We start from the raw sequence: 24,720 nt of genomic DNA on the forward strand, positions 1-24,720 counted from the left end.
GGCGGATCCGTGGTCGGCCTCGAAGAGCGCGGTCTCGAGGTCGGTGCGGACGCCGCTGGCGTCGAGGAGCTGTCGGCCTTAAACCATTGCCGGGTCATACASCCGACATTCTCTGCCGTGTTGATCGGCGGTGGGTGTCGACGGCGCTCCAAAGCTGGTCGTTCCCGGCGCTTGAAAAGTGAGCGGTGTTGCCGAGTCTAGGACTCGGTCTGGTCGGTGGTGGTGCGGATGCTGGGCAGGCTGTCGATGCCTCTGCCACGAAGTCGGTAGCTGGCGCCTTTGAGGGTCAGCACGTCGGCGTGGTGGACGATGCGGTCGATCATCGCGGCGGCGACGGCCTGGTCGCCGAACACGCCGCCCCAGCCGCTGAAGGGCAGGTTGGACGTGAGGATCAGCGAGGCGTGTTCGTAGCGTGATGAGACGAGTTGGAAGAACAGGTTCGCGGCGTCCTGCTCGAAGGGCAGGTAGCCGACCTCGTCGACGATGATGAGGCCGTAGCGCCGCAACCTGGCGAGCTCGTGGGGCAGCCGGCCGGCCCGGTGGGCGTCGGTGAGTCTGGTGACCCACTCGGTCGCGGTCGCGAACAGCACTCGGTGTCCGTGTCGGGCGGCGGCGACTCCCAGCGCGGTGGCCAGATGGGTCTTCCCGGTCCCGGGCGGGCCGAGCAGAACGACGTTGCGGCCCTCGGTCAGGAACCCTCCCGAGGCAAGCGCGCCGATCTGCTGACGGACGGCCGGTTGGGCGTCGAAGTCGAAGTCCTCCAGCGTCTTCACGCCACCGAACCCGGCTGCGCGGATCCGCAGCTGTGCACCTGAGGCATTGCGGGCACTGACTTCACGTTCCAAGACAGCGGCGAGGTAGTCCTCGTGGGTCCACCCGGCGTCGCGGGCCTGGTCGGCCAGTCGGGTAGCGGCTTCGGTGATCCGCGGTGCCTTCAACGCCGCGGCGAGGTAGGTGATCTGCTTGACGGCCTCGGGGCTCGCTGCGGCCCGGCCTGAACTGGCGGAACTGGTGGGGTTCTTGGTGGCGGCCATCAGCTGATCTCCTCGCGACCATCTGTGATGCCGCTGATCCCGAAGGCCCGGTCGTAGTCGGACAGGTCGCGCGCCAGGTCGTCACCAGCGGCTGCGTGGACGCGAGGCTGTTGGAACTGTCTGCGCAGCCAGCCGGCTACTTCGACGTGTGCCGGGTCGGTGACCGTCATCCCCCTGGCCCAGACGCGGGCGTGCTCGGCCACGATCCGGCCATCAGCGCGGACCCGAACACGGTCAAGGTCAGCGGCCACGTCGACCATCCGACCGATCAGGTTGGGGTCCACGGAGTAGTCGTTGGTGTCGAGGCGGACGTAGTAGTCACGGCCCAGCCGGATCTTGTTGCGCCACCCCAGGTGCAGCGGGACCGGTGGCAGCGGCAACATCGCCGCCCGATCGGCATCAATCAGATCCACCGGTGCGGCCTTGATCGTGCGGACCACCCTGGCGTTCGCCTTGCCCAGCCAGTCGGTGAACTGGGTGTTGAAGTCGCCCGGTGAGGTGAACGTCCGCCCGGGCATGAAGGAGGTCTCGAACCAGCCGTTGCGGCGTTCGACCACGCCCTTGGACTCCGGGTCCCTCGGCGGCAGCAGCACCAGCTTGGTGGCCAGAGTGCCCATGAACGCGGTCACCCCCTCGGCGCGACGTTGGCCACGACCGATGCCAGGTTCGTTGTCCCAGATCAGCCGACGCGGGACCCGGCCGAGCTGCTGGATCAGCTCCCACGAGCCCAGCAGCAAGTCCTCGGTCTTCCTCGTCGGGATCATCCTCCCCGTCACGAACCGCGAATGCGCCGCGGTGATCACCAACACCGGCAACAGCTTCGTGGAGCCGTCCTCGAGCGGGATCCTGCGCGGCGGGAACCAAAGGTCGCACTGCGCCGCGTCACCAGCAGTCCAGACGATCCGATCCGCCGGATCGATCCGGACGTGGTCGGGACGCAGTCGCCGCACGTTGTCGCTGAACCAGCGGATCGAGCCAGTCCACCCCACCCGTTCGGCCAGCACCGTGGCCGGCATGTCCGGGGTCCGCTCCAGCAGCGCCCGCACGTGCGGCTCGAACTCCGTGAACGACGTCGGACCCGGCGCCCGCACATAGCGCGGCGGCGCATCCGAGTTCACCGCCTTGATGACCGTGGTCCGCGAGATCCCCAGCCGCTCAGCGATGCGCGACTTCGGCACCCCGTCCGCAGCCAGCCTCCTGATCAGCGCCCAGTCCTCCAAAGTGATCACACTCCAATCGTTGAGTGCTCACTTTTCACCACCGAAACTGTTCAGTTTTCGAGCGCCGCCGACANCCCCGTCCGCAGCCAGCCTCCTGATCAGCGCCCAGTCCTCCAAAGTGATCACACTCCAATCGTTGAGTGCTCACTTTTCACCACCGAAACTGTTCAGTTTTCGAGCGCCGCCGACACTTGCCACCGCATCATCGGCGAAAGGCCTTCAATGACCACAGGGGCCGCGAGAGCACTGAGCGGCGCCAGAAGCCTGCCAGCGTATCGGGCGGCTTGTCGTGGGTCGGAGAAATCTCATCATGCCAGCGGGACGTCGCTGGACGGTCAGATCAAGTCGAGAGACGCGCGCCGGCCTCGGGACGCAAGCCCACGCGCCAATCCAGGCGGTCACCGGTCGCACCCCCATCCCAAGCGGCCTACCCCAAGCGACCTCGACGAGCACCCCCCGACCGCTGCCGTTGCCAGCGGGCGCGGCCTGCCTGTGAGCGAGATTCGACCACCAGGACCGGCAGACGGGAGTGGCGAACCAACCACGACGAGACGCTGCCGAGCAGGCGTGTGGACAGTCCACGACCCCGGCGTCCCACCACGATCAGATCCATGCCCCGGTCCTCGGCAAACCACAGCAGGGCTTCACCAGGCGGACCGGCCAACACTGCGAAACCTACCTGGCCACCGACGCCGCGGACCCGTGCGGCTGACGAGCTCAACCGATGCGTTGCGGCATCGATGTCTGCGTAGCTGGCATCCTCGGTCGCGTCGTGGCACACCACCTCCGCCAGCACGAGCAGTCCGAGATGAGACCCGAGGAGATCGTTCGCCCGGTCGAGAGCCGCTTGCGCCTCCACCGAGCCATCCAGACCGATTAGCACCCGGGGCCCGTCCGCGGCCTCAGCCTCCTGTCCGGGTGACGCCGGGCCCGGCACGACCAGACGGGGACGCCGTTCGACCCGCTCGAACGCGATCGGGACGAAGATCGGACCGAACGCCACCGCGATGACCGCCCACCTGGGGTCGTGTCCGCGACGAGCCATCCACAGCCCGACGGCGAGCCCGAAGAGCACCCAGCCCACGGCGACCATCAGAACTTCGTCTGTGCTCATGTCAGGTCCATCCCCGCCCAACACCAAGGACACGAGCAGACCACCGACGAGACCGGATCGCTCGCCAGCCGAGGACACGAAGGTCAACCATGCAGATCACCACCGTCGCAGTAGGCGCGGGCGCCGGCCGGGAACCGGATCAACGGGTCGAGCCGCCACCGGAGTGAAGCCCGAGCCGGGCACGTTCAACGCATCAGGACCGTCTCATCCAGCGATGGACCCCCCAAGCCCACATGCGACAACGTTATCACGAACTCTAGTTCGTTCAAAATCGTGCTCCTCGTCCTGGCCGCCGAAAGGACTCGGCTGTCGTACCCAACCTGACCCAGGTCAGCGATTGACGGCCAAGTCATCACGGCACTCCGCGAGCGTGGCTACGTCAGTTCCCGCGCTGGCCCACTCGCTCGTCGACAACCAACTCGCCCCTCATGGGCTGCACGACCTTCAGGGTGGAGATTCGAGCTCGTCCTGGGTGCCTGGTGTCCGAGGGGCTCTCGAGAGCCACGCCGCCTCGGCGATGGCGATGCCGGCAATAGGCACGGTGAGCAGCTGTAGCACGATCGCGAGGCTGAGAGTGATCACCGAGGCCGGACTAGGGTCGAGGATCAGGACACCGAGCAACACACTGACCACGCCAAGTCCGGCGGCCTTCGCGGCCGCGTTGATCCGGGCGTACACGTCGGGCAGCCACAGCAGTCCTACCGCGGCGCTCGCGAACAGCGCGACGCCCACGAGCACCAGCACTCCAGCGGCCAGCTCCTGGGCACTCACGGCGAACGCCGATCGACCAGCCGCGCAAGGGCGACGGTGGTGAGAAATCCGGCCAGGGTTGCCACCATGACGAGGCTGTAGAGGGTCGGCTCGTCGAGTCGCGCCGCCAGGAGTGCCACGGCGGCGATGAGAACCGCGAAGCCAACGTCGGCCGCCAGTGCCCGGTCGGCGTCAGTGGGGCCGCGCACCATCCGCACGATGGCCGCGACGAGCGTGCCCGCGAGCACCAACAGCGCGAGGTCCAGCACCGAGCCCAGAGTCGGCTCCACGCCACTCACCTTCTTTCCTTTTCGTCCGGGGCCGTGCCGCCCCGCTCCCGCCGGCGGACGGCGTCAAGCAGCTCCGCCTCGAGCCGCGCCAGGTCTGCGCGAAATGCCGTCGTGTCGGAGGCGTGCATGCCGTGCACGATCAGCCGCGTGCGGTCAGGACTGAGGGAGACTGCCATAGTGCCGGGAGTCAGGGTGATCAAGCCCATGTAGGCGGCCACCTCTGCGTCGGTCCGGCACCGCAGCCGCACCTCGACCAGGGCCGGCGCGAGCCGCGGCCGGCCCGTCAGGATGGTCGCTGCGACCTGCACGTTGGCCTTCAGGTAGTGCCACCCGTAGACCACCACGAACAGGGCCAGGCGGACAGGACGAGGAGCACGGGCCCCGGTCATGGCGACGTCACCGCCTCGACATACGTTCCGACGTCGACCAGACCATCGGCCGCCCGCTCGCAGACAACGAGCAGCGGCTCCGCAGCGAGGCCGAGCGACACCGCCACCCCGGCCAGGACGACCGCGGGGGCCAGCAGCAGCGGCCGCGACGCGATCGCACCGGCCGCGGGCAGGATCGGACCAGAGCGCGACGGGACCACCGTGATCGTTGCTTCGGTCGACGGGCCAGCACCCGGTCTCGTCACGGGCTGGGACTCGGGCTGGGGCTGGGGCTCGGGCTGGGTGAAGATGGCGTTCCACAACTTCAGCATCGAGACCAAGGTGAGCAGGCTGACGACCGCCACCGCTGCCACTGCGGCGTACTGGTGCTCGGCGACGGCTGCCTGCACGAGTTTCAGCTTGGCGACGAAGCCGGAGAGCGGCGGGACACCGACCAGTGCCAGTGCGGAGATCCCGAATGCCCCCGCGAGCACGGGTTCCGTGCGGCCGAGTCCGCCCAAGAGGCGCAGCTCGTCGGTGCCGTGGCGGACCTCGATGGCGCCGGCGCACATCAGTAGCGCTGCCTTGACCAGGACGTACTGGACGAGGAAGAAGATGCCGGCTGCCAGCCCGGCGGTGGTGAACAACCCCAGGCCGAGCAGCATGTAGCCGATCTGGCTGACCATGTGAAAGGTCAACACAGATCGAACGGAGCGCTCCCCCAGTGCAGCGAGGACGCCGACCACCATGGTGAGCAGCCCGAGGACGAGGAAGATCCACAGCCAGCGTCGGTCGCCGTCGAACACGACGGCATAGATCCGGAACAGCGCATAGACACCAACCTTGGTGAGAAGACCGGAGAAGAGGACGACCACGGCGGGGCCGGCCACGGCGTAGCTGCTCGGGAGCCAGCTGTGCAGGGGCACGATCGCGGCCTTGATCCCCAGGGCCAACAGCACCACTGCGGTCGCGAGCGCAGCCGCCGGGTTGCGGGCAGCACCTGCCAGCTCGCCGAGGTCGACGGTGCCTGTGACGCCGTAGAGCAGGCCGACGCCAGCCAGGAACAGGGTGGAGGCGAGCAGGTTGACGCTGACGTAGCGTTGTCCGGCCGCCAGCCGACGCCGCCCTCCGGATCGGATCAGGAGCACGTAGCTCGGAACCAGCATCACCTCGACGAACACGAACAACGAGAACAGGTCGCCGGTGAGCATCGCGCCGTACACACCGGTGGAGAGCACCAGGGCCAACGCGACGAAGTGGCCGTCGTCCTCGCCTGTCGCAGCCGCGAAAACGAGGCTCAGCAGCACCAGCAGCGACGTGACCGCCATCATGAGGGCGCCGAGGACATCGGCGACGAGCACGATCGCGATGCCGGACGGCCAGCCCCCGAGCCGCAGGGTCGCTATGTCCCCGTCGAGGGCGGAGGTCAGCAACACCATGGACGCCACCAGCACAACGACCGTGACGCCCCACCCGACCGCTCGAGCGATCCTTGGCGGGGCACCCGCCGAGCCCGCGCCGCGTCGGGACAGGAGCAGGACCATTCCGACGCCTGCCAAGGGAGCGAAGACCGGCAGCGCCAGCAGCATCGGGCTCATCGGCCCGCCCTCGGTTCGTCCGTCTCGTCCATGTCATCTGCTGCGCTCACGTCCGGGTCTTCGACGGACTCCGCGCGCAGGATCGCCAGCAGATAGACGCTGACCCCGAACGTGATCACCACGGCGGTCAGGACGAAGGCCTGGGGCAGCGGGTCCGCCAAGGCGGCGGGGTCCCCGGCACCCTCGCCGACGAAGGGCGCCCGGCGGCGATCGAGACCACCCGACGCCAGCAACAGCACGTTGACGCCATGGCCCAGGAGCACGAATCCGAGGATCACGCGCAGGAGCCCGGGTTGTGCGAGGAACCACACCCCGCCGGCCACCAGCAGGCCGACGATGATCGCCGCGGTCACGGGTGCACCCTTGACGACTCGGGCCGGTGGGTGCGCGCCGCGAAGCGGTCGAGGGCGGCCGTCAGCATACCGAGGACCATGAGCATGACACCGATGTCGAACAGCAGTGCCGAGCCGACACCGACCGCGTCCAGTCCGGGCAGCTTGAACGGCGCCAGCACAGCCTCGCCCTTGGCGCTCGCCAGCAGTCCGGTGCCGAGGGAGACCAGGATCCCACTCCCGACTAGCAGCTCAGGTCGCGACCACCTCGGTAGCCGTCCGTGTGCGATCTGGTGGGTCGCGGCCGCGGCGCCTGCGACGAGGGCGGCGATGAATCCTCCGCCGGGGGCGTCGTGGCCGACGTAGAGCAGGTAGGCAGCCACCAGCGCCGCGCCCGGCACGACGAGCCGTGCGCTCACTTGGAGGAACACCGATGCGGCGGCGCTGAGATGGTCGGCGTCGGCGGGGGGCTCCGGGGTGTGATCATCTGCGGCGGTGGAGCCGAGCAGAGCGAGCAGCCCGAGCGCGACCGCGCCGAGAACGACTGCCTCGCCAAGGGTGTCCATCGCCCGGAAGTCCACCAGGATGGTGTTGACCACGTTGGTGCCTCCGGTCGCCGCCTCGGCGTTGTCGAGAAAGAACGACGAGGCGGTTGACGGACCTCGCCGCCCGGTCAGGGCGTACGTCGCCGATGCGGCGGCGAGCCCGCAGGCGAGCGCGAGCAGCACCGACCACGGCACTCGCGGCCCGTCCCCGGTGGGCAACCGCGCCGGCAGCCGACGCAGCACCCAGACCACGACGACGGCGGTCAACACCTCGACCAGCACGAGGGTCAGCGCGACGTCCGGCGCGCCGGCGGTCACGAACAGGGCCGCCATCAGCAAGCCGACGAACCCGAGCGCAGCAACGGCCGCGAGGGTGTCACGGGCGACCACGGCGGCCGCGACGCCGAGAGCGAACAAGCCGACCACCACCCAGTCACCCACCGTGTCGGCGGGTCGCACCGGCGGGAGGTTGCGCAGCGTCACGAATCCGACTGCCGCGAGAAAAACGACGCCACCAAGGGGCCGGACAAGGTGGCTCATCGTCCCGCCCGCGCGGTCCGGCTGCCCGACCCGGTATCCGAACGCAATCAGTCCGGCGTGGGCCCGGTCGAACGCTGCCCCGGCGTCGGGAACCACGACCCGGTCGAGCAGTCGGTCCACCTGGTGTCGACGCAGGAAGAGCATCAGCCCAGAGCTGATTGCGATGCTCGACATGACGATCTCAGGACTGAGTCCGTGCCAGAACTGGAACGCCCCCAATGGCTCGCCAGGCACGACATCGGCGCCGGCTCGTGCCACGAGCGGGTTCAACAAGTCGATGCCGGCGCCCAGGACAAACCCGGCCAACGCCGCGATCGCCGCAGGGGCCAGGAACGCCGGCGACGGCTCGTAGAGGCCGGGTTGGTGAGTGCTGCCGCCGAAAGCGCCGTAGACGATGCGCAGCCCGTAGGCCGTGGTCAGCGCCGATGCGGCGACTGCGATCGAGCCGGCGACCAGCCCCGCCGCTGGGGCGAAGTCGGCCTGGAAGATTCCTTGGAAGAGGTATTCCTTGCTCACGAAGCCGAGCATCGGCACGATGCCGGCCATCGAGAGTCCGGCCAGCGCTGTCATCGTCGCGGTCACCGGCATCACCCGCCACAGCCCGGACAGCTCCCGGATGTCGCGACTACCTGCCTCCTTGTCGATGATTCCGACGAGCATGAACAACGTGGCCTTGAACAGCGCGTGGGCGATGGTGTGGAGCATGGCGGCGGCAAGAGCGATCGGGGTGCCGACGCCGATGGCGGCAACCAGCAGCCCGAGCTGGCTGACGGTCGAGTGGGCGAGGATGGCCTTCAGATCGTGCTGGCGCAGGGCCATGAAGGCGCCCCACAACGCCGAGGTCAATCCGATCGAGACCAGGAGCGCCGACCATGCGGGCACGCCCGAGAAGATGGGCGATACCAGCATCAGCAGGTACACACCGGCCTTGACCATCGTCGCCGCATGCAGGAAGGCGCTGACCGGGGTCATCGCCACCATCGCACCGGGTAGCCAGAAGTGCAGCGGCACCTGGGCCGACTTGGTAAACGCGGCGAACGCGATCAGGGCGCCGATCGGCAATGCCAGCGGTGACGCGAGGATCACCTCGCGGTCGGCCAGGATGTCGCTGATTGCCGTGCTCCCGGTGACCACGGTGAGGAGCACCACGGCTACCAGCAGGGCCAGACCGCCGGCTGCGGTGATCAGCAGAGCCCGCCGGGCCGGCCGGGTGGCCCGGCCCCCGGCCAGCCCGAGCAGCAGGAAGGAACAGTAGGTGGTGGCCTCCCAGAACACGAAGAGGAGCACCACATCGGCGGCAAGCACCAGCCCCAGCATGGCGGCCGCGAACAGCGTGAGCAGTCCGTAGATGGCCCCATGGGGATCGTGCGAGCTCAAGTAGCGAGGGCAGTAGGCCATGATCAAGGCGCCTACGCCGAGCACCATCAACGCGAACAGCGACGAGAGTCCGTTGAGCCGCAGGGCGAACGAGACCCCCAACGACGGCAACCAGTCCACGGAGGTCTCGACCGTGCCCCCGTCAAGGATGCGCGGCACGTGGAACGCGATCAGGATCGCGACCCCCGCGAAACCCGCGGCGAACACGTAGCCGAGCTCCCGGCCCCCACCCAAGCGAGCCAGGAGCGGAGCCAGGACGGCCAAGACCGTCAGCGCGCCAAGGGCGAGCAGCACGTCGGCCTCCTGATGTTGTGGCGGTCGTCAGACATGAGGTCCCTCAGGACGGCGACAGCGGCTCGCGGGCCGCGCGACGCCGACCGATCTCGTAGGCTCCGAGGACGACCAAGGTGATCGCGACCAGCGGCAAGGTGAACCAGATCATCACGGCCGTGAAGCCACCGAGCGCGTCGTGCTCGGTGGCTGCCAGCACCACGTAAGCGGTGAACGCGGCGTACAACCCGACGAACAGCGCGCCCTCCCAACGGGCGATGGCCATCCCGGTGAAAGCCACGGGCAGCAGCGCGACCGCTGCGGCGATCATGAGCGGGATGTCGAGGGCCACGGCCGCGTCTGCGACCGGTACCCCGTCATCGGCCACCAAGGCGGCGACGCCCAGCACAGCAGCGATGTTGAAGATGTTGCTGCCGACGATGTTGCCGACCGCCAGGTCGCGCTCACCGCGTCGAACAGCAATGAGGGACGTCGCCAGCTCAGGGAGCGAGGTACCTACCGCAACCACCGTGAGCCCGACCACCAGGCCACTCACCCCAAACCCCTCAGCGATGCCGACCGCACCCTCGACCAGCAGCTGCGCTCCGACGACCAACAGCGCCACCCCGCCGAGCACCGCCAGGAGGAGCAGCCACACCGGTCGTTCCTTCTCGCCGCCGCCTGTTGCCTTGCGGACGTGCGGCGCACTGCGTCGCCCCACAACGACCGACACCGCGGTGTAGACGACGATCACCGTGACCAGAAAGAATCCGTCAGCAAGGCTCAGGCGGCCGTCCAGCGACAGCAGCAACAAGCACATTGACACCCCGACCATCACCGGCACGTCCAGACGAATCAACTGTGCGCGCACCGTCAACGGTAGGAGCAGCGCGGAGGCACCCAGGATCAGTAGGACGTTCACGATGTTGCTGCCCACAACGTTGCCGACCGCCAAGTCGGGTTGCCCTTCCAAGACCGCGCCGACAGTGACGGCCATCTCTGGCGACGACGTGGAGAAGGCCACCACCGTCAACCCGATGACCAGCGAGGAGAGGCCGACACGAGCCGCGAGATCCGATGCCCCCCTCACCAGAAGCTCACCGCCACCGACCAAGATGACCAGCCCGATCGCCACAAGAGCGACGTCGACTGCGCTCACAGGCTGAGAGCAAGACTCAGAGCGCGCCCGGCCGCTGATAGGCAATGGCGGTCCGCGATCAGCGGCGCGGCAAGCTCTGTCCGGGTGCCAATGAGTACTGCCATCCTCGCAGGCAACTGGCGCTGCCTGACGGGCCGGATCGAAAAGGACATCGACACTGCTCCTGACGGTCTCGGAAGGTCCTCCCGACGTCGATCGGTCGAGGCGGAACACTGGGGCGGAGATGCAGGCCGGAATGATGATGGCCCAGCGTTGAACTCACTGCTTGTACGTAGCAGGTCACGCGAACTCTACCGCGCGCGTCAAAGGGACGTGAGCCAAGTTGCAATCCACGCCACCGCGTCGCCCGGGTGAATCGACCACTCGTAGCCCAGCCATCCTCGTCGCGTGGAATGTCGACCAGCGCGGCGCTGCCGGGCGTCGCAGACCCACGGATGGAATGACGGCAACGGGAACCCGCAACGGTTAAGCCGCAGTCCAGGCACACCCGCCGCTCCTCATGCGTCCCGGATGCCCCGCCCGGAGAGGTTCCCGGTGACGGCTGCCCATTCGGGACGCGGCACGCATCCCCCACGCACTCTCCGAACCTGAGTGCGCTCCTCGGGTCGAGGCCGTTGCGTCTGCTCAGGTTCATCGCAGAACCGTCAAAATTCGCGCGAACTTCTAAAGAGCGGCCGCGATGGCCTCATTGGTGTAGGTGAGCTGCTGCTCGAGAGGGGTGAGGAGGGTCTGAACCTTGTAGCGCTGATCCCCCACCATCCACAGGGCGCGGCCCTTCTCCTGCATGGCCCATCCGGTGACGATCTGTTGCTGCATCGGGGTGAGTCCGAGGAGTCCGCCGAGCTCGTCGGCCACCTTGGCGTCTTGGCCCATCAGGATCCGGATGTCGGCCAGGTTCAGCAGGTCCTTGGCGATCTGCACGGCCTGGCTGCCCTCGTCGCCGGCCGAGAGGGGATCCGAGGGCTTGTGGTAGGTGACGAGCTGGATGTCGCCGTCGGTGCGGGAGAGCCGCAGGTTGGCGTCGAGGGTCTTGACCGCCTCGATCCCGAGCCGGGTCTGCATCCAGGCCTCGTCGCGCAGCACGATGCGCCGATCCCCGGGTGCGGCCAGCTCGCGCGCCCCCTGGCCCCACGAGCTCAGGCACATCAGGGCGATGGCCAGGGCGGCCTCGTTGCCCTGCTCGCGCAGCGCACGCAGGGACAACGACTGGATCGGTGCCCGCCAGTTCGGCCGGTAGGTCGACTCGGTGTCGAACATGGCCTTCAGCGACCCCTCGCACAGGGCACCGAGGGCGTCGCGCAGCGGACGGGTGGAGTCGTAGAAGTGGCGACGTGAGTCGTAGCGGCATCCGCGGACGAGGTCGTCGGTGGGTTCGTCCAGGGCCGCCCAGACCAACGGGACGGTGACGTCGCGCAGGCGGGTCTGCGCGCGGGTCCAGCCGGTGAGGTCCTGGAGGACCTGGTGGATCACGCGTTCCTCGGTCGGGGTGAAGGGGACGCCTTGGGAGCCGACGAGACCCCGGACCAGGGTGAGCCACCGGGAGGTGATCACCTGGATGCGCCGGTGGAGCTCGGCACGGTCCTGGGCCTCCCAGTCGACGGCGAGGGGTCCGACGTCGAGGGGATTGATGCGCCCGGGGAGTCCCGGCCCGATCCGGTAGGGGGTCACGCCGAGGGCCAGGCAGATGTCCTCGTACTCGTCCTTGACGTCGCCGAGGACCAGGGACCGGTAGCCGAAGCGGATCATCCGCAGCAGGAACGCCTTCACCAGGGCCGACTTGCCGCGACCGGGTTTGCCGAAGATGAAGACATTCGGGTTGGTGACCGGGACTGCGTCGTCGAGGACCCACCCCATGGGATCGCAGTAGAAGCCGCCACCCGACAGCACGTTGTAGCCCATCGGGGCACCGGTGGGTGGGAGCCCGTCGCCGGCGATGAGCGGCCACAGGACCGGTGTCTGCTCCGAGGTCATCAGGTACCGCGGCAGCGGGGGCAACGTCGGGGCCCAGCCATGTCCGGTGCGGTGCCGTCCGCGGGGAGAGACCCGATAGGGGAAGAGTCGGTCCGCCGGCGGGTGTGGGGCTGGCGGCGGTGTGCGCGGCATCGGGGTGCCGAAGTCGCCCAGCAGCTCATCGAGGGACCGGGCGGACGTCGCCGGCCGTCGGTTCGTGGTACGGATGCGGCGAGCAGTTCTCATCGACGTCGCCCTCTACCGGGTGCGGCGCTGCGGCAGGCCGACGCCCAGCGGAATGGCGGCGGCGGCGAACGCGGCGTCGTGGGATCCGTCCAACGGCAACGGAGTGAATCCGCAGAGCCGCACCGACGCGTCGAGTCGTCGCCCGTAGTCGGCGGTGTCCCAGCCGGCGGGGATGGTGATGGCGAGCGCGGAGCTGACCCGGACCAGGGAGCGGCCCCGCTCGAGCTTCTCGTCGGTCTCGCGCAGCTGCTGGGTGGCGCGACGCTCGTGCGCGCGTTCGACCTTGCCGACCTTGCGGCGCACCTCGGCGCCCATGGCCGCCGACATCTCGGCGCGACCGGTGCTCCTGTCCGCTGCACGTGGGGAGATCGGGGTGTAGAAGACGGTCAGGGAACGCCGCTCCCCCACCCGGGTCGGCACCAGGGCCCGGGCCAGGGCGCCCATCCGGGCCCCCCGGCGGGGCAGCAGGATGGTGGTGGACACCGACCGCCAGTCCCCGTGGGCGTAGGCGCGCATCGTGGTGTCGGCGGTGGCCGGGCCGGCGGCCGCGACCGGGACCCCCGCTGCGACCACGCCGTCGCGCACCGACTGGAGATCGGCGTCGGCCAGGGCCGGCGCGTCACCGGGTTCGAACCCCGTCCGAATGGCGACCGCGAGGTCCGCGCTGTTCAGCCAGGTGACGCCGGTGCAGCCGATGGCCCCCAGCAGACGGGCCTCGACCTCGGCCAGCGTGGTGTACAGGATCCGTGCCCGCCCCTGGACTCCTCGTCCCGCCCGGCGGGCAGACCTGCCGACGGCGTCCTCGTGGACGACGACGGTCACGAACGCCTCGGTGCGCACGGCGGCGCCCTGCATCGCCGCGTCCACCCGGGCGTGGATGCGGCGCGAGAGCTCCGGTTCGTCGTCGCGGCGGTGGTCACGGGTCCACTGGGCACGTGCGGTGCCGTCGTCGGGGACGGTGCGGACCTGGAGGGCGAGGAGATGCAGCTCGGTGCCGCCCGAGGCCGCCTCGAACAGCTCGGCCAACCCGGCGCCCATCCGGTCGCGCTCCTCCTCATCCGCCATCCCGATCCCCGGATGGACGATCCGGGCGGTCGCCGCCCACGTGCGCCCCGCCAGGTTCTGGACGATCGCGGGCCTGCCGGGCCGTCCCGCCCACGGCGGGCCGTCGTGGATGACCACCCCCGCCAGCACCCCGGGGAGGTCGGCCTCCCCCGGGTCATCGATCCGCCCGGCCGCGGCCTTCGACTGCCAGCTCGTCCATCCCGCCGCGTGGCCGATCACGTGTCGACACAGGACGCCGATCCACTGCGCCGCCGACCAGCCGCGGACCGGGACACAGACGAGGCCTGCCGCGAGCACCCAGGCCGGGACCAGCACCACCAGGGCCAGCCACCGGCCCACCGCCATCGACAGCCACACCGGGAAGGCGGCGGTCAGCACCAGCAGAAGCTGCGGACCCGTCAGGCCGAGGAACCAGCCCTGCCGGTCCCGCGCGGCCGAGGTGCCGTACACCGTCATGGCAGCACCACCACTCCCTCGCCCGCCTCCCCGGCCGCCCCCGTGTCGAGACCCCCGGACCCCGGCCCGGGCCCCCTGCGGCCCAACGGGGTGGGGAGGTGCGCGACCCCCGGTCGTGCCGCCTCCCCGCGAGCCATCCCGCCCGCGTCACCGTCCGGTCGATCGCCAGGTTCATCGAACGCGGAACCCGTGCCACCCCCGTTAGGACGGGCGTCGAGCCCCCCGACGTCCATGCCTCCCCCCGCATCACTGCCTGCACCGGCGCCGCTGTCGCCACCGGTATCGGGATCGGGATCGGGGTGAGCCTGCATCCGCGTCCGGAGGGGGCTCCCACCCGCGCGCTGTCGTGGCGCGGTGGTGTCGTAGTAGCCCTGGGCACCGAACCCGCCCTGGCCCATGACGTCGACGCCGAGGGACGCGCCGTGCTGGGCGACAGCGCCCATCGCCCGCATGCCGCCCGCCACGACTCCCCCGAGGGGGACGAACGCGGCGACGGCCCCCGACTGGAACCGGTTCGCGGTCTCCGCGTCCGCGGAGTCCTCACTCGCCGCGCGCCCATCCCCCGCCGTCTGGGTGGCCGCCCCGGACCCTGCCCCGCCCGGCGTCCGCCCGCCGAGCAGACCTCCGAGGCCACCGTTGGCGGTCATGGCCGAACGGAACGACGCCCCGGAACCGGTGCCGGGATCGACGAACGCCAGCAGCCGGAACAACACCATCGGGCAGAAGCAGGCGACGACCATAAGCACGCAGCCCACCACCGCCATCCCCACCTGGCTCGACTGCGCCACCGCTTGTGACGGGTCCTGGATCCGGGCCACCGTCTCAGCCCGCTCCGCCGCCCCGCCGGTGCCGGCTGCGAATCCGGCACCGTCGCCCACCGCCGAGCCGGTGTGGTCGGGGAACGCGGCGCGGGTGATCTGGACCCCGAGTCCCAGGACCAGCGCCAGCAGGGGCGCGGTCAGGCACGCGGCCAGGAACCAGCGGATCGACTTCCACATCCAGGCTCGGGTGCCGTCTCCGAGAGTGCCCGCGGCGGCGATGGGCATCGTGGCCGCCAAGACGAGCAGCGCAGCCTCCCGCACCAGCATGATCACGATGAACCCGAACCCTGCGGGCAGCAGCAGGAACAGCGCACACATGCCGAGCGCGGTCGCCGCGACCGTCCCTCCGACCTGGTCGGGCCACCCGGCACCCGCCGGGTAGCCCGTGAAGTCCTCGATCCCGAGGAGGACGTCGAGGAGCCCGGTGGTGAGTCCCGCGCACGCCAAGACGATCCCCGCGAACACCGCCACCCAGCACGCCAGGACGGCGCCGTACTGGACCAACCCGACCGCCAGCGTCCCCAAGGTGGTGCCGTCGCGCCGGATCGCGGCCAGTCCGACCTGCCCCAGCCCGATGACCAGCGCCACGACCATCGAGATCCACACGGTGATGCCGTAGAGCGGGGCGAGACCCGGGTCTCTCAGATCGGGTGTGAGGAACCGGTCCAGGATGGTGAACACCGTCTCGAGCAGCCACATGCCGGCTGACCACAGCGAGATCATGGTGGCGGTCCACGCATCCGCCAGACCCTCCTGCGCCCGGTCGCCCAGCCAGTCCAGCGGGTTCCAGTCGACCATCGGGACCCCACGGGGGGTGTCGGTCAGTCGGTCCATGCGGGCGCCTCCAGCCACAGGTACCCGGCGTCCAGCGATGCCGGGGTGCCGGGCCACAGTGACGGCGCCGGTGCGGGCTCCGGGCCGGGTCCGATCACCCACCGGTCGCCGTGCCAGACCATCCGCTGGCAGTCCGCCATCGCGACCCGATGAACTCGCGGGGCGCTGGAGCCGATGGTGGCGGTGAGGACGAAGTCGACGCACGGCACCACGAAGTCGTCACCGACGGTGCCCTTGATGAATCCCATCGCCGGGTCCAACCGGAGCTGCATCTCAGGGGCACCGGTGGCCGGCAACCCCGCCGCGCTCAACAACAGGGCCACCGCCGCGACCCCGGACCAGTCGTCGGCCGTGGGTCCCCCGGGCGCCGCCCACGCCGAGATGACGTCCTGGGCTCGGCCGACCACCGCGGGCTCCAGGGCGGACCGGTCGATCGCGACCAGCTGCGCCAACGCACCCTCCGGCGTGTGGGGGAACCCGGACGGCACCCCGGCAGCCCCGACCAGACGAGAGGCCGGCAGCGCGAGCGTGGTGACGGACTCCGTGCTCAACGACCCGGGTTGGGCATCCACCAGTGAGGCCGGTGGTAGCGGTGCGGCGGCCAGCGCGTCCTCATCCGACCCGGTGAGCGGCTTCCGCTCGGAGGACGGCGACTGTTGGGGCGGAGTGGTGTCGACCTCCCACAGCACGACTACCGAGGTCACCACCCCGTAGGCCAGGGCCAGCACCACCAAGGCGGTCGCCGCGAGCAGCACCTGCAGCTTACGGCGCGTCCATTCCTGCGGTGACGACGGCAGCCGCCACCGTCGCCGTCGTGCCCCCCGGGCCTTCTCGGCAGACATCAGCAGCCCTGCCCGGTGATGGCGACCAGGACCCCGTAGATGACGACATAGGCAACCGCCGCCAACACCGCCCACACCAACCCCGAGGCGCCCATCTGGGCGGCCCGACCCATGGAGCCGATCTTGCCGACGACCATCGCTCCGATGGAGATCAGCGCCCCGGCAAGGATGAGGCCCAAGACGCCGTACTTCACCCACCCCAAGATCAGGTCGGTGTAGGTGTCCACCCCCGGAGGGGCCTTGGCACAGACGTCGTTGATCACGCCGTTGCCCTGCACGAGGATCGTTCGCGGTGTCATGGAGTGCTCCTAAACCGAGGCCCGGACCCTCCGGCCGGGCGCGGACGTGTCGGGTGGGAAGTAAGGGCCAGCAGCCGCGCAGCTGCGGACAGCAGGGTGTGTGGCAACGGACCGGGACCGAGCTCGGCGAAGCCCCGTAGGCGTGGGACGAAGACGACCGCGTCGCGTTCGTGCAGCCGGCGGATTCGCGGACCCGCCACCGACAGCTCGCGGGCCCCGCGCCGGCGGGAGCCGATGAGGACCAGCAGACATCCATCGTGATCAGCGGCCGCCACCACGGTCTCGGTCTGGCTCAAACCGGAGGCAGTGGCCCGGGACACCACCACGTCGACCATCGGGGTCATCGAGGCTTGCCAGCATCTGGGGTATGCGTCGAGCTCGCGTCGCGTCCATCCGACGTCGACGACGGTGAGGTTCACCAGGGCGTGGTCGCGGGGCATCGGTACATCGGTCGGGGTGAGCGCCGCAGACAACACCCGCTCCACGACAACGCCGCCACCGCGGCGGCCGCGGTGCCAGCCTCCTGCGCTACCGAGCTCGACCGCGGTGGTGCCGGCCAGACCCGACCACACGGGGGCCGCGGCGTCGAGGACCCACACCGTCTGGCCCTCGCATGCCGCCGCGTCCGCCACAGCGAGGGCGATCGTGCTCGCGCCCGCACCGGCGTGCCCGGCCATCACCCGGATGCAGAGACCCTCAGGGACCCACGCGGCGCCACGCGCCGGCGCGTCCGATCGCTCGGGGCATCCGCCGACACGGGTTGACCGGGCCATCGCAGCGGACCTCAGCTCGCGGAGGGTCGGGCCGTGCACCGCGGGCACGGCGGGCAGCGCCGACTCGGAAACGTGATCAAGGGGCATGTCGCCGAAAGGCGACCCGGATCGGCTGAGAACGGACATCGGGTGTTCAGGACACGTCGGCGAGATAGTCGCTGGCGACCGCCTGCAGGCGTCTCACCACGGCGTCGCGTCGGCGCCGGATCGTCCGCAACGCCAGCCCGTGCCGTTGCCCCACTGCCAGGTATGCCGCCTCACGCCCATCGATGACATGGGCCGTCGCCATCATCTCCGACACGAGCTCCACCTCGTCCTGGGCCAGCACGCCCTTCGCCCTCGCCCAGTCCAGCAGGTCAGTGAGGTCGGTAGCCGCCTCCGCGGCCGGGTCCGGGTCCGCGCAACCCACCTGCCTGCCGTTGAGCCGGTGCCAACTCCACTCGTCGCTCCGTTGCGTCACCAGCTGCGCGTGGATGTGCGACCGGTCCGTGTCGAGCGACTGCAGGGACACCACATCCCGGTTGCCCATGTATCCGTCTCCGACCCCCAGGGCCCGGGCCTTCGTCCTCCGCAGCAAGAAGCGGGGCGCGCACGGACCCAGGTTCGGAGCCGAGCGCTTGACCTCCTCCCACAGCGCGGCCAACACGTCATCCAGTTCGCACCGGTCACGCACATCAACAGCGATCCGGACCAGGCCGTCCTGAAGGAGGAACGCGACAGCCAGGGCTGCGTCGTCGTCGTCGCCACCCCGACTACTGCCGATAGCGGCGAGGGCCGCGACCGTCAGGTACGACGCCTCAGCACGGTCCCGGCGCCACACCTCGAGGGCCTCCGCCAGACTCGAATGCCCGGCCAAGCGAGGATCGGCATGCCTCCATGCGCGCCACTTCCCCGACGCAGCCAGTTGATCAGACAAGTGCTCGAGGATCGGGCGGCGGGCTGGCAGAACGTTCATGAGAAGCCTCCAGGATGTATGCGGACTCAGTCCGCCCACTCCACGGGGGCCGCCTCACCACGGGGCTCACCAAAGCCGTAGTCCCCCCTCGATGGCCCGTCCGGCACAGGGTGCGACCTCACCACCGGACTCACCACCCGTTACCCCCTTCGTACTTCGCGAAGCGGTGAGGAATCACCTCAAGCGGCAAGTTGCAATGTGAAAGGCAGGGATTCACCCACGGCCCTCGACACCACCACTTCACCCCAAGCTGGGTCTTGCGATCGGCCGATGCGTCCCGGCACGAGGCCGCCAGCCCCAGGAGGCGCTGGACGAGGCGGGGGCTGCAGTCGACGTCGACGAATCGCTGGTCGGGTAGTGACCGTTGTGGGTTACCCGAGCAGCTCAGCCGCTCGGTCAGAACAGATCCAGCCATGTAGTCCGTCGGCGGCAGGTGCGTCTCCGGGACTTGCTGCCCTCGTGCGTCAGCGTCCTTTGCAGGCCGCAGCCTCGCTCAGCAGGTTAGGCCGGCAAGGTTTCGGTGACCGTGGATGTACCTCGCAGGGTGCATGCCAACATCACCGATGACGGCGTGCGTCGCCGCTCTTTGACTGGGTGTCCGTCACGTTGTTCGCTTCGACGTAGCCGTCCCAGAGGAGGTTGACGACGATGACCAACGTGAGCATGACGTATACGTACAGCGCCAAGCCGAGCCCGCTGAGGACTGCCTCGCCCCATATAAGTAGGTCGTCGCTCTTGCCGGGATCGATGTTCGCCACCGCAATCAGGAAGACCAGACCGAGGAGCGTGGCCAGGGTGGACGTCAAGATGTGGGCTGCGGCCTCGTCGAGCGCTCTCCGACTGACAAGCTCAACGCTGCGGTCTCTTTGTGTCAGCCTCTCGCGCCACACAGCGACGGTGCCGAACGCCGCGATGAGCGCGCCGACGAGGATCGCCGCACTGTCGGTGAGTTGGTCAGCCGCGGCCAGCGGTGTGCGGGTGACGATCATGGCGCCGCCCGCCGCTAGCGGAATGATCAACAATGCCCGGCGGGCGAAGGTGTCTGGTTCTTCCTCGCCGGTGAGGCTTCTCTTGCGCAGGCCCGAGTTTAAGGCCGCCACCAGCGGCCCGATGTTCAGTCGTCCTCGAGACACTCCGCAACCTCCGACGCGACGATCTGCGTGATCTCGACCCCTGCCTGCGCGGCCACCTCTTTGACGCGAGGCGCCACCTTGTCGTAGTAGTGAACCACGGGGGGCCGACCGTCGGATACGGGATAGGTGAAGACATCTCGGAGAGTGTCGACAGCGATGTTGGTGCTCATGCCGTTCTTGTTGCGAACGGAGATTGACGCGCGCTGGTAGCCGGCCTCCTCGCCCTCCGCGAGTAGGTCTTGATCGATGAGTGCTTCTGCAAGATCGGAGACGCCCTCGGCGAGGGTCATCGTCTCTCCGCGCTGGCGCCTCCTGTTCCAGCCCTTCCCTGTCTTGGCACCGGCATTGCGATCGGACTCGTCGACCAGTCGGATCGCGAGGCGCCGTCGCACGAACTCGCGGCCGCCACCCCGAGCGGGGAGTTCGCGGCTCTCGAAGATGGCCTCAGCCGAGTCGGCTTGCTGGAGGATCTCGGTGAGGAAGTTGTTGTCGGCGGCCTGCTTCCGGTCGAACACGAGGCGCGAGAAGACCGCCTTCTTCGGCGGTTTAGTGCCTTGCTCCCTCATCGCTTTGCGCGCGCCGTCTTGGTCGGCCGTGGCGGCCTTCTTGTTCACCAGGCCCTGTTTCGTAAGCACACGCACGCATTGCCGGACGGCGTCGGAGCTCTTGATCGTTTCTCCGACCAGGAGGAAGGTGTCGTCACCCTCGTCGCGGGGGAACACCAAGGTCATGAAGTGCTGGGCCTCGGGCGACCAGTTCTTGAGATTCTTCGCCTTCTTGCCTCTCCGCGTCGCGCGGTGGTGGCTCCCAGTCTCGCCGATGCTGGCAACGAAGTGGATGAGGTCCTGCCGCACGACAGTCGGCTCACCGAAGGTAATGGTCTCGACCGGCTTTTCGGGGTCGCCGGGCTTCGGGGCGATCCGGGGCTCAAGGAAATGAGTGCCTGCATCGTGGATTTGCTCGAGCAGCTGCAGGATCTCATCTCGAGCAGACGAAGTCTGGCTCACGTCGGCCGCGTCTCGGCCCTTCTTGCGGTCGCGAAAAGCCTGCATTGTGTAGATGCGGAAGCCGTGCTTTCGTGCCATGCGCATTCCCCCTGATGGATTCAGGGCGCACGCTAGCGCCTAGGCACGTCGACGCTCGACGAGAGGGGCGATCAACCGCGTGGGGGGGACCAGATCCCACGTTGCAGGAGCCCCTCGTGTGCCGTGGTTTACTCCTCAACCACAGTCGGACCACCAATACGGAGGCGTCTCCTTACGCCATCACATCGCCGTGGACCCTAACCGCGCAGCCGGAGGCAGCGCCGCCGTCCTGGCGCTATTCGGACACGACCCTATTGGTGAGGCCATCGCGATTGCCACTGGCTCGGCCGCCCAGGTCGGTGCGCTTCGCAGCGCGGACGCTAGCTTGCCAGCCACCGGCGTTGTTCGAGTATCTGCTCTGTTCGGGGGGTGGGGTCGGCGTCTACGCGATCGATGACCTGGTCCGCAACCGTTTCGTTGGCAGTTCCGGCGCCATCGGCTTCTTCGATAGCCGCCAGATCCAGTCGCGGTTTGTCCTCGTCCGGCGCGGCCGTGATAGCGACCTGGCAGGCCCAGCGGGCGGTCACGGTGTCACCGTCCGCGAGGGTGCGGTTGACGATGAGGTGGGCGAGGTCGACGACCGCGTGGCTGAGGTAGTGGTCCAGCGGGGTTTCGGCCAGCCATCCGTAGCCTCTCTTGCGTAGTTGGTCGAAGGGGCGGCCGCTTACCAGCGAGAGGGCGACGATCATGTCGGGGAGACCGTCCGCACCTCGTGCTTGGCCGCGGGCCCGGAGGCGACGAAACAGGTCGGCGGCCACCAGGATCTGGGGATGCAGCTCGTAGGTTGCTACCCCGCGCTGTCTGGCGGCCTCAGTCTTGCTGGCATCCGGCAGCCAGGGCTCCCCATCGGGTCGATCCCCGAGGAGCCGGCGGGCGTCCCGCGCCCGGTTGTGCACGGTGGCCTCGCTCCACCCCAGTGCGACGGCCGCCCGCTCGGGAGTGACGCCGTGGTCTTGGCAGGCGAGGAAGACGATGAACTCCGTGGTGCCGCCTAGGTTGGCGATCTCTTCGGGGCGGGCACCCCACGCCTCGACCGCCACCGGTCCCAGCACCTGGACACGAGGGCGCCGTGCGTCGGGATCGGTCCAGGCGGCCACATCGGCGTCGAGCCCCGGGTCGAGCGCCTCGATCTCTACTCGTACCGACGGGGGGACGTCCGGAGCGAGCGCCTCCAGATCCTCGGCGGTCGTCGCCGCGGCGGACAGATACTCCTCGTCCGGCTCGGGGAGCACCGACTCGTCGGATCCTCCAGTAGCGGATCGCGGTTGTGTGAACTCAGGTCGGAGGGCGCCATCGATCGTCATGAACTGTGCTGCCGGGGAGTCCTGCGTGGCCGGCGGCATCGGCTGATCTGTTGCTCCCTGCAGGGAGGCCATCAGGTCGGCCATCGCCGCCGCCTCGCCAGCCGGCAGCGTGGACGGCTGGAGCGTCACCCCCCACGCGGGCAGGTAGGCAAGTCCACCGTCGGTCAGGTCGATCACCGGCGGCAGGTCCCGCGCCGTGTCGTGGTGGACCACGATGAGCCGAGACCGGTCACGACCGCCGGCTGCGTCGACCAGATCGGCGCCAGGCTGGCCGCGCACGATCAGGACGACGGGCCCGGTGCTATCTACGATCTGCGCGTCCCTGCGCAGTTCCAGGAGTCCCTTCTCGAGGTTGTCCGCGGCTTCGTCCGCATCTCTCGCGACCCGGAGGCCGAGTCGCCGTGCCGGGTCGCCGTCCAGGATGCGGAGCCGGGTTGGGTTGAGGCCGGTGGTCTCGGTCGCGAAGCCGTCCGTGAGGAGCACCTCCGTGCCCTCCGCCCAGGCGTTCAGGGCGAGCTCGGCCACCCAGAACCGCACCATGTCCTCGACCACGGCACCGGGACCGGCCACCCCGATCACGCCGATGGCTTCCAGGTCGAGCAGCCAGGTCCGTTCGTCCTCGTCGAAGCCGACCGAGACGAGCGCGGGGTAGGGGGCGGGCTGGGTGCGCAGCTCGGGTTCCAGGATGGTCTGGCGTGGGAGCGACCATGTCGCGTTGTCGTCGGTGGCGTCCCACCCCTCCGGCGGTCCCCCGTCGGCCGGAGCGACGAACAGCACCGACAGCTCATCGGCCCCGAGGACCGCAGCCCCCAGGTTCGGCAGCTCGCGGCCTGCGATCCGCTGTGAGGCAGCCAGGTGCCGGAGGGCACGGTCGATGAACTCGGTTGTCTCCATCGTCTCGGCGCCGGCCTCGACGATCGCACGCTCGACGCCCACCAGACCCGGTGGTGTGGCCGCGATGGCACGTCCGGAGCGACGCTCCCGGAACTGTCGGCGCCGCGACAGCAGCAGCATCGCCAACGCGCCGCCTGAGAGGCAGACGGCGGACGCCAGAACAGCCCGCAGGGCGGTGACCCCACGGTCGTCCCCGCCCTCGCCCGCAGCAGGGGCCGTGTGGGGGCCGTCGGCGGTATCGCTGAAGCTTTCGGACCGGCTGGCGTCGTCGGACACCGCCGACGGGGCGGTCCTCGGATCCCCGTCTCGCCCCGGCGAGGAGTCAGCGTCCGACCCGGTGATGTGCTGGTGCCCCTGTGGGGCCTTCTCGGCGTCGGTGCTCTCCGGGGTACGCTCGTCCGACCGGGACGCCCGTGAGTCCCGTCCGCCCGTCGCCGCCTCGGCAGTCGGGCCGGCCAGCCGAAGCTCCTGGCCAGGGATGATGACGTCGGGGTCGTCGCCGATCAGCGTCCGGTTGGCCTGGTACAGCTCGACCCACCGGTTCGGGTCCTCGAGGTGGTCCTCGGCGAGACGCCACAGGCTGTCCCCGGGCCGAACCTCCACCCTCTCCGCTGGTGGCGTGCCTTCGGCCGCGGTGGGGGTGGGCTGCACGGCTGGGGGGTCAGTGCTCGACGCGACCGCAGTGTGTCCCGGGGGCTCATCGACGGGCACGCGCAGGCTCCAGCCCGCCTGCAGGGTCTCGGCCGTCGAGAACACGCCGTCACCCATGTCCCGCCCGAGATTCAGGTCCGCGATCTCGCGCCACCGCTCCCCCGCCCCCAAGTGACGTTCGGCGAGCCCCCACAGCGTGTCGCCCGCGGTGACGATCACGGTGGTGACCTGGCGTGACGGCGAGGCGGAGGCGTCTGCCGTGCCGGGACCAGCAGGTGGCGTCGCCGGCTCACGGTCCGTTGCCGACGAGGCTGGGGAGGGCTCCGTCGGATGAGCTGCTAGGAGCAGGGAGGGACCATGAGCTGCACTGGGGATGGCGGTCGTGCCAGCCGCGGGAGGGCTGCCGTCGGCGGTCGGGAGGCCACCGGAGGCGAGGGTCGCGCCGGTGACACCGGCTGCGACCGCACTGTGCACGAGAGCCCGGATCAGGCGCTGCTGCCCACCGGTGACGATCGGCAGCCTGGCGGCCGGCACGCCGCGGAGAGCTGGAAGGAGCTCCCACAGCACGCACACAGCCAGCTGGGCCCAGAACAACCAGGCGAGGACGGCGAGCACACCAAGGACGGCCGCATCGGACACCAGCCCCAGTGCCGCAAAGCCGCCCGGGGGGTACGGGTTGCCCACCCACAGCACCAGCACGAGCGGCACTCCGACCAGAAGCGCGGCCAGGACCAACAGGGCGCCTGCTGCGTGGACCCACTTCACCATGGTGTCTTCCTCCCTTCGCTCCCCCGGCCGTCCCCAGCCACTACAAG

Annotated in this window: 20 protein-coding genes; all 20 read right to left on the reverse strand. The window is 69.5% G+C overall.

The window, feature by feature from the left end; all coding sequences use genetic code 11:
• Positions 1 to 197 precede the first annotated feature (197 nt).
• The gene (gene istB, locus ASG88_RS00005; protein ID WP_056885374.1) at positions 198 to 1,034 is read right to left on the reverse strand and encodes an IS21-like element helper ATPase IstB; all 837 of its coding nucleotides are present in this window, start codon (positions 1,032 to 1,034) and stop codon (positions 198 to 200) included.
• Positions 1,034 to 2,263 (reverse strand): IS21 family transposase, encoded by a 1,230-nt coding sequence (gene istA, locus ASG88_RS00010; RefSeq protein WP_056885375.1) that lies wholly within the window; start codon positions 2,261 to 2,263, stop codon positions 1,034 to 1,036. The genes istB and istA overlap by 1 nt, the downstream gene beginning before the upstream one ends.
• Positions 2,264 to 2,681: 418 nt before the next feature.
• Entirely contained in the window at positions 2,682 to 3,368 is a 687-nt protein-coding gene (locus ASG88_RS00015; protein ID WP_200956298.1) for a universal stress protein, read from the reverse strand.
• Positions 3,369 to 3,812: 444 nt separating this feature from the next.
• Positions 3,813 to 4,139, reverse strand: a complete 327-nt coding sequence (gene mnhG, locus ASG88_RS00020; protein ID WP_056885376.1) for a monovalent cation/H(+) antiporter subunit G — start codon at positions 4,137 to 4,139, stop codon at positions 3,813 to 3,815.
• Positions 4,136 to 4,408: a monovalent cation/H+ antiporter complex subunit F gene (locus ASG88_RS00025; protein WP_200956299.1), complete on the reverse strand. Its 273-nt coding sequence runs from the start codon at positions 4,406 to 4,408 to the stop codon at positions 4,136 to 4,138. Before ASG88_RS00025 ends, mnhG begins: the two co-directional genes overlap by 4 nt.
• A 5-nt stretch (positions 4,409 to 4,413) precedes the next feature.
• Positions 4,414 to 4,797: a Na+/H+ antiporter subunit E gene (locus tag ASG88_RS00030; protein WP_056885377.1), complete on the reverse strand. Its 384-nt coding sequence runs from the start codon at positions 4,795 to 4,797 to the stop codon at positions 4,414 to 4,416.
• Positions 4,794 to 6,374 carry a monovalent cation/H+ antiporter subunit D family protein gene (locus ASG88_RS00035; protein ID WP_056885378.1) on the reverse strand — a complete coding sequence of 527 codons (1,581 nt, stop codon included), beginning with the start codon at positions 6,372 to 6,374 and terminating at the stop codon, positions 4,794 to 4,796. Before ASG88_RS00035 ends, ASG88_RS00030 begins: the two co-directional genes overlap by 4 nt.
• On the reverse strand, positions 6,371 to 6,727 hold the full coding sequence (locus tag ASG88_RS00040) for a sodium:proton antiporter (protein WP_056885379.1): 357 nt from the start codon (positions 6,725 to 6,727) through the stop codon (positions 6,371 to 6,373). The genes ASG88_RS00035 and ASG88_RS00040 overlap by 4 nt, the downstream gene beginning before the upstream one ends.
• Positions 6,724 to 9,462, reverse strand: a complete 2,739-nt coding sequence (gene mbhE, locus ASG88_RS00045) for a hydrogen gas-evolving membrane-bound hydrogenase subunit E (protein ID WP_056885380.1) — start codon at positions 9,460 to 9,462, stop codon at positions 6,724 to 6,726. Before mbhE ends, ASG88_RS00040 begins: the two co-directional genes overlap by 4 nt.
• Before the next feature lie 43 nt (positions 9,463 to 9,505).
• Positions 9,506 to 10,597 (reverse strand): calcium/sodium antiporter, encoded by a 1,092-nt coding sequence (locus tag ASG88_RS00050; protein WP_056885381.1) that lies wholly within the window; start codon positions 10,595 to 10,597, stop codon positions 9,506 to 9,508.
• 663 nt (positions 10,598 to 11,260) lie between these two features.
• Positions 11,261 to 12,568, reverse strand: coding sequence for an ATP-binding protein (locus tag ASG88_RS00055; RefSeq protein ID WP_235534651.1), 1,308 nt, complete (start codon positions 12,566 to 12,568; stop codon positions 11,261 to 11,263).
• A gap of 237 nt (positions 12,569 to 12,805) precedes the next feature.
• Positions 12,806 to 14,314: an SCO6880 family protein gene (locus ASG88_RS00060; protein WP_056885383.1), complete on the reverse strand. Its 1,509-nt coding sequence runs from the start codon at positions 14,312 to 14,314 to the stop codon at positions 12,806 to 12,808.
• On the reverse strand, positions 14,311 to 15,969 hold the full coding sequence (locus ASG88_RS00065; protein WP_056885384.1) for a hypothetical protein: 1,659 nt from the start codon (positions 15,967 to 15,969) through the stop codon (positions 14,311 to 14,313). Before ASG88_RS00065 ends, ASG88_RS00060 begins: the two co-directional genes overlap by 4 nt.
• The gene (locus tag ASG88_RS00070; RefSeq protein ID WP_235534652.1) at positions 15,957 to 16,811 is read right to left on the reverse strand and encodes a hypothetical protein; all 855 of its coding nucleotides are present in this window, start codon (positions 16,809 to 16,811) and stop codon (positions 15,957 to 15,959) included. Before ASG88_RS00070 ends, ASG88_RS00065 begins: the two co-directional genes overlap by 13 nt.
• Complete coding sequence (locus tag ASG88_RS00075; protein WP_234411090.1) at positions 16,811 to 17,110, reverse strand: hypothetical protein; 300 nt, start codon at positions 17,108 to 17,110, stop codon at positions 16,811 to 16,813. The genes ASG88_RS00070 and ASG88_RS00075 overlap by 1 nt, the downstream gene beginning before the upstream one ends.
• A complete protein-coding gene (locus tag ASG88_RS00080; RefSeq protein WP_157559485.1) occupies positions 17,107 to 17,787 on the reverse strand; it encodes a hypothetical protein in 681 nt (226 codons plus the stop codon). The genes ASG88_RS00075 and ASG88_RS00080 overlap by 4 nt, the downstream gene beginning before the upstream one ends.
• Before the next feature lie 229 nt (positions 17,788 to 18,016).
• On the reverse strand, positions 18,017 to 18,838 hold the full coding sequence (locus ASG88_RS00085) for a hypothetical protein (protein WP_056885386.1): 822 nt from the start codon (positions 18,836 to 18,838) through the stop codon (positions 18,017 to 18,019).
• A 557-nt stretch (positions 18,839 to 19,395) separates the two neighbouring features.
• Positions 19,396 to 19,971, reverse strand: a complete 576-nt coding sequence (locus tag ASG88_RS00090; RefSeq protein WP_157559486.1) for a hypothetical protein — start codon at positions 19,969 to 19,971, stop codon at positions 19,396 to 19,398.
• A complete protein-coding gene (locus ASG88_RS00095) occupies positions 19,953 to 21,056 on the reverse strand; it encodes a hypothetical protein (RefSeq protein ID WP_157559487.1) in 1,104 nt (367 codons plus the stop codon). Before ASG88_RS00095 ends, ASG88_RS00090 begins: the two co-directional genes overlap by 19 nt.
• Before the next feature lie 320 nt (positions 21,057 to 21,376).
• On the reverse strand, positions 21,377 to 24,673 hold the full coding sequence (locus tag ASG88_RS00100; protein WP_056885389.1) for a LysM peptidoglycan-binding domain-containing protein: 3,297 nt from the start codon (positions 24,671 to 24,673) through the stop codon (positions 21,377 to 21,379).
• Positions 24,674 to 24,720 lie beyond the last annotated feature (47 nt).

This window comes from Nocardioides sp. Soil777 (assembly GCF_001428425.1).
Taxonomy (GTDB): Bacteria; Actinomycetota; Actinomycetes; order Propionibacteriales; family Nocardioidaceae; genus Nocardioides; species Nocardioides terrigena.

Excerpts from the sequence above, each read along its gene's own strand:
- ASG88_RS00080 (WP_157559485.1), bottom strand. The coding sequence starts at position 17,787 with ATGGCCGGGCACGCCGGTGCGGGCGCGAGCACGATCGCCCTCGCTGTG.
- ASG88_RS00065 (WP_056885384.1), bottom strand. The coding sequence starts at position 15,969 with ATGGACCGACTGACCGACACCCCCCGTGGGGTCCCGATGGTCGACTGG.
- ASG88_RS00095 (WP_157559487.1), bottom strand. The coding sequence starts at position 21,056 with ATGGCACGAAAGCACGGCTTCCGCATCTACACAATGCAGGCTTTTCGC.
- istB (WP_056885374.1), bottom strand. The coding sequence starts at position 1,034 with ATGGCCGCCACCAAGAACCCCACCAGTTCCGCCAGTTCAGGCCGGGCC.
- ASG88_RS00035 (WP_056885378.1), bottom strand. The coding sequence starts at position 6,374 with ATGAGCCCGATGCTGCTGGCGCTGCCGGTCTTCGCTCCCTTGGCAGGC.
- ASG88_RS00100 (WP_056885389.1), bottom strand. The coding sequence starts at position 24,673 with ATGGTGAAGTGGGTCCACGCAGCAGGCGCCCTGTTGGTCCTGGCCGCG.
- ASG88_RS00030 (WP_056885377.1), bottom strand. The coding sequence starts at position 4,797 with ATGACCGGGGCCCGTGCTCCTCGTCCTGTCCGCCTGGCCCTGTTCGTG.
- ASG88_RS00015 (WP_200956298.1), bottom strand. The coding sequence starts at position 3,368 with ATGAGCACAGACGAAGTTCTGATGGTCGCCGTGGGCTGGGTGCTCTTC.
- ASG88_RS00060 (WP_056885383.1), bottom strand. The coding sequence starts at position 14,314 with ATGACGGTGTACGGCACCTCGGCCGCGCGGGACCGGCAGGGCTGGTTC.
- ASG88_RS00085 (WP_056885386.1), bottom strand. The coding sequence starts at position 18,838 with ATGAACGTTCTGCCAGCCCGCCGCCCGATCCTCGAGCACTTGTCTGAT.
- ASG88_RS00070 (WP_235534652.1), bottom strand. The coding sequence starts at position 16,811 with ATGTCTGCCGAGAAGGCCCGGGGGGCACGACGGCGACGGTGGCGGCTG.
- ASG88_RS00075 (WP_234411090.1), bottom strand. The coding sequence starts at position 17,110 with ATGACACCGCGAACGATCCTCGTGCAGGGCAACGGCGTGATCAACGAC.
- ASG88_RS00055 (WP_235534651.1), bottom strand. The coding sequence starts at position 12,568 with ATGACCTCGGAGCAGACACCGGTCCTGTGGCCGCTCATCGCCGGCGAC.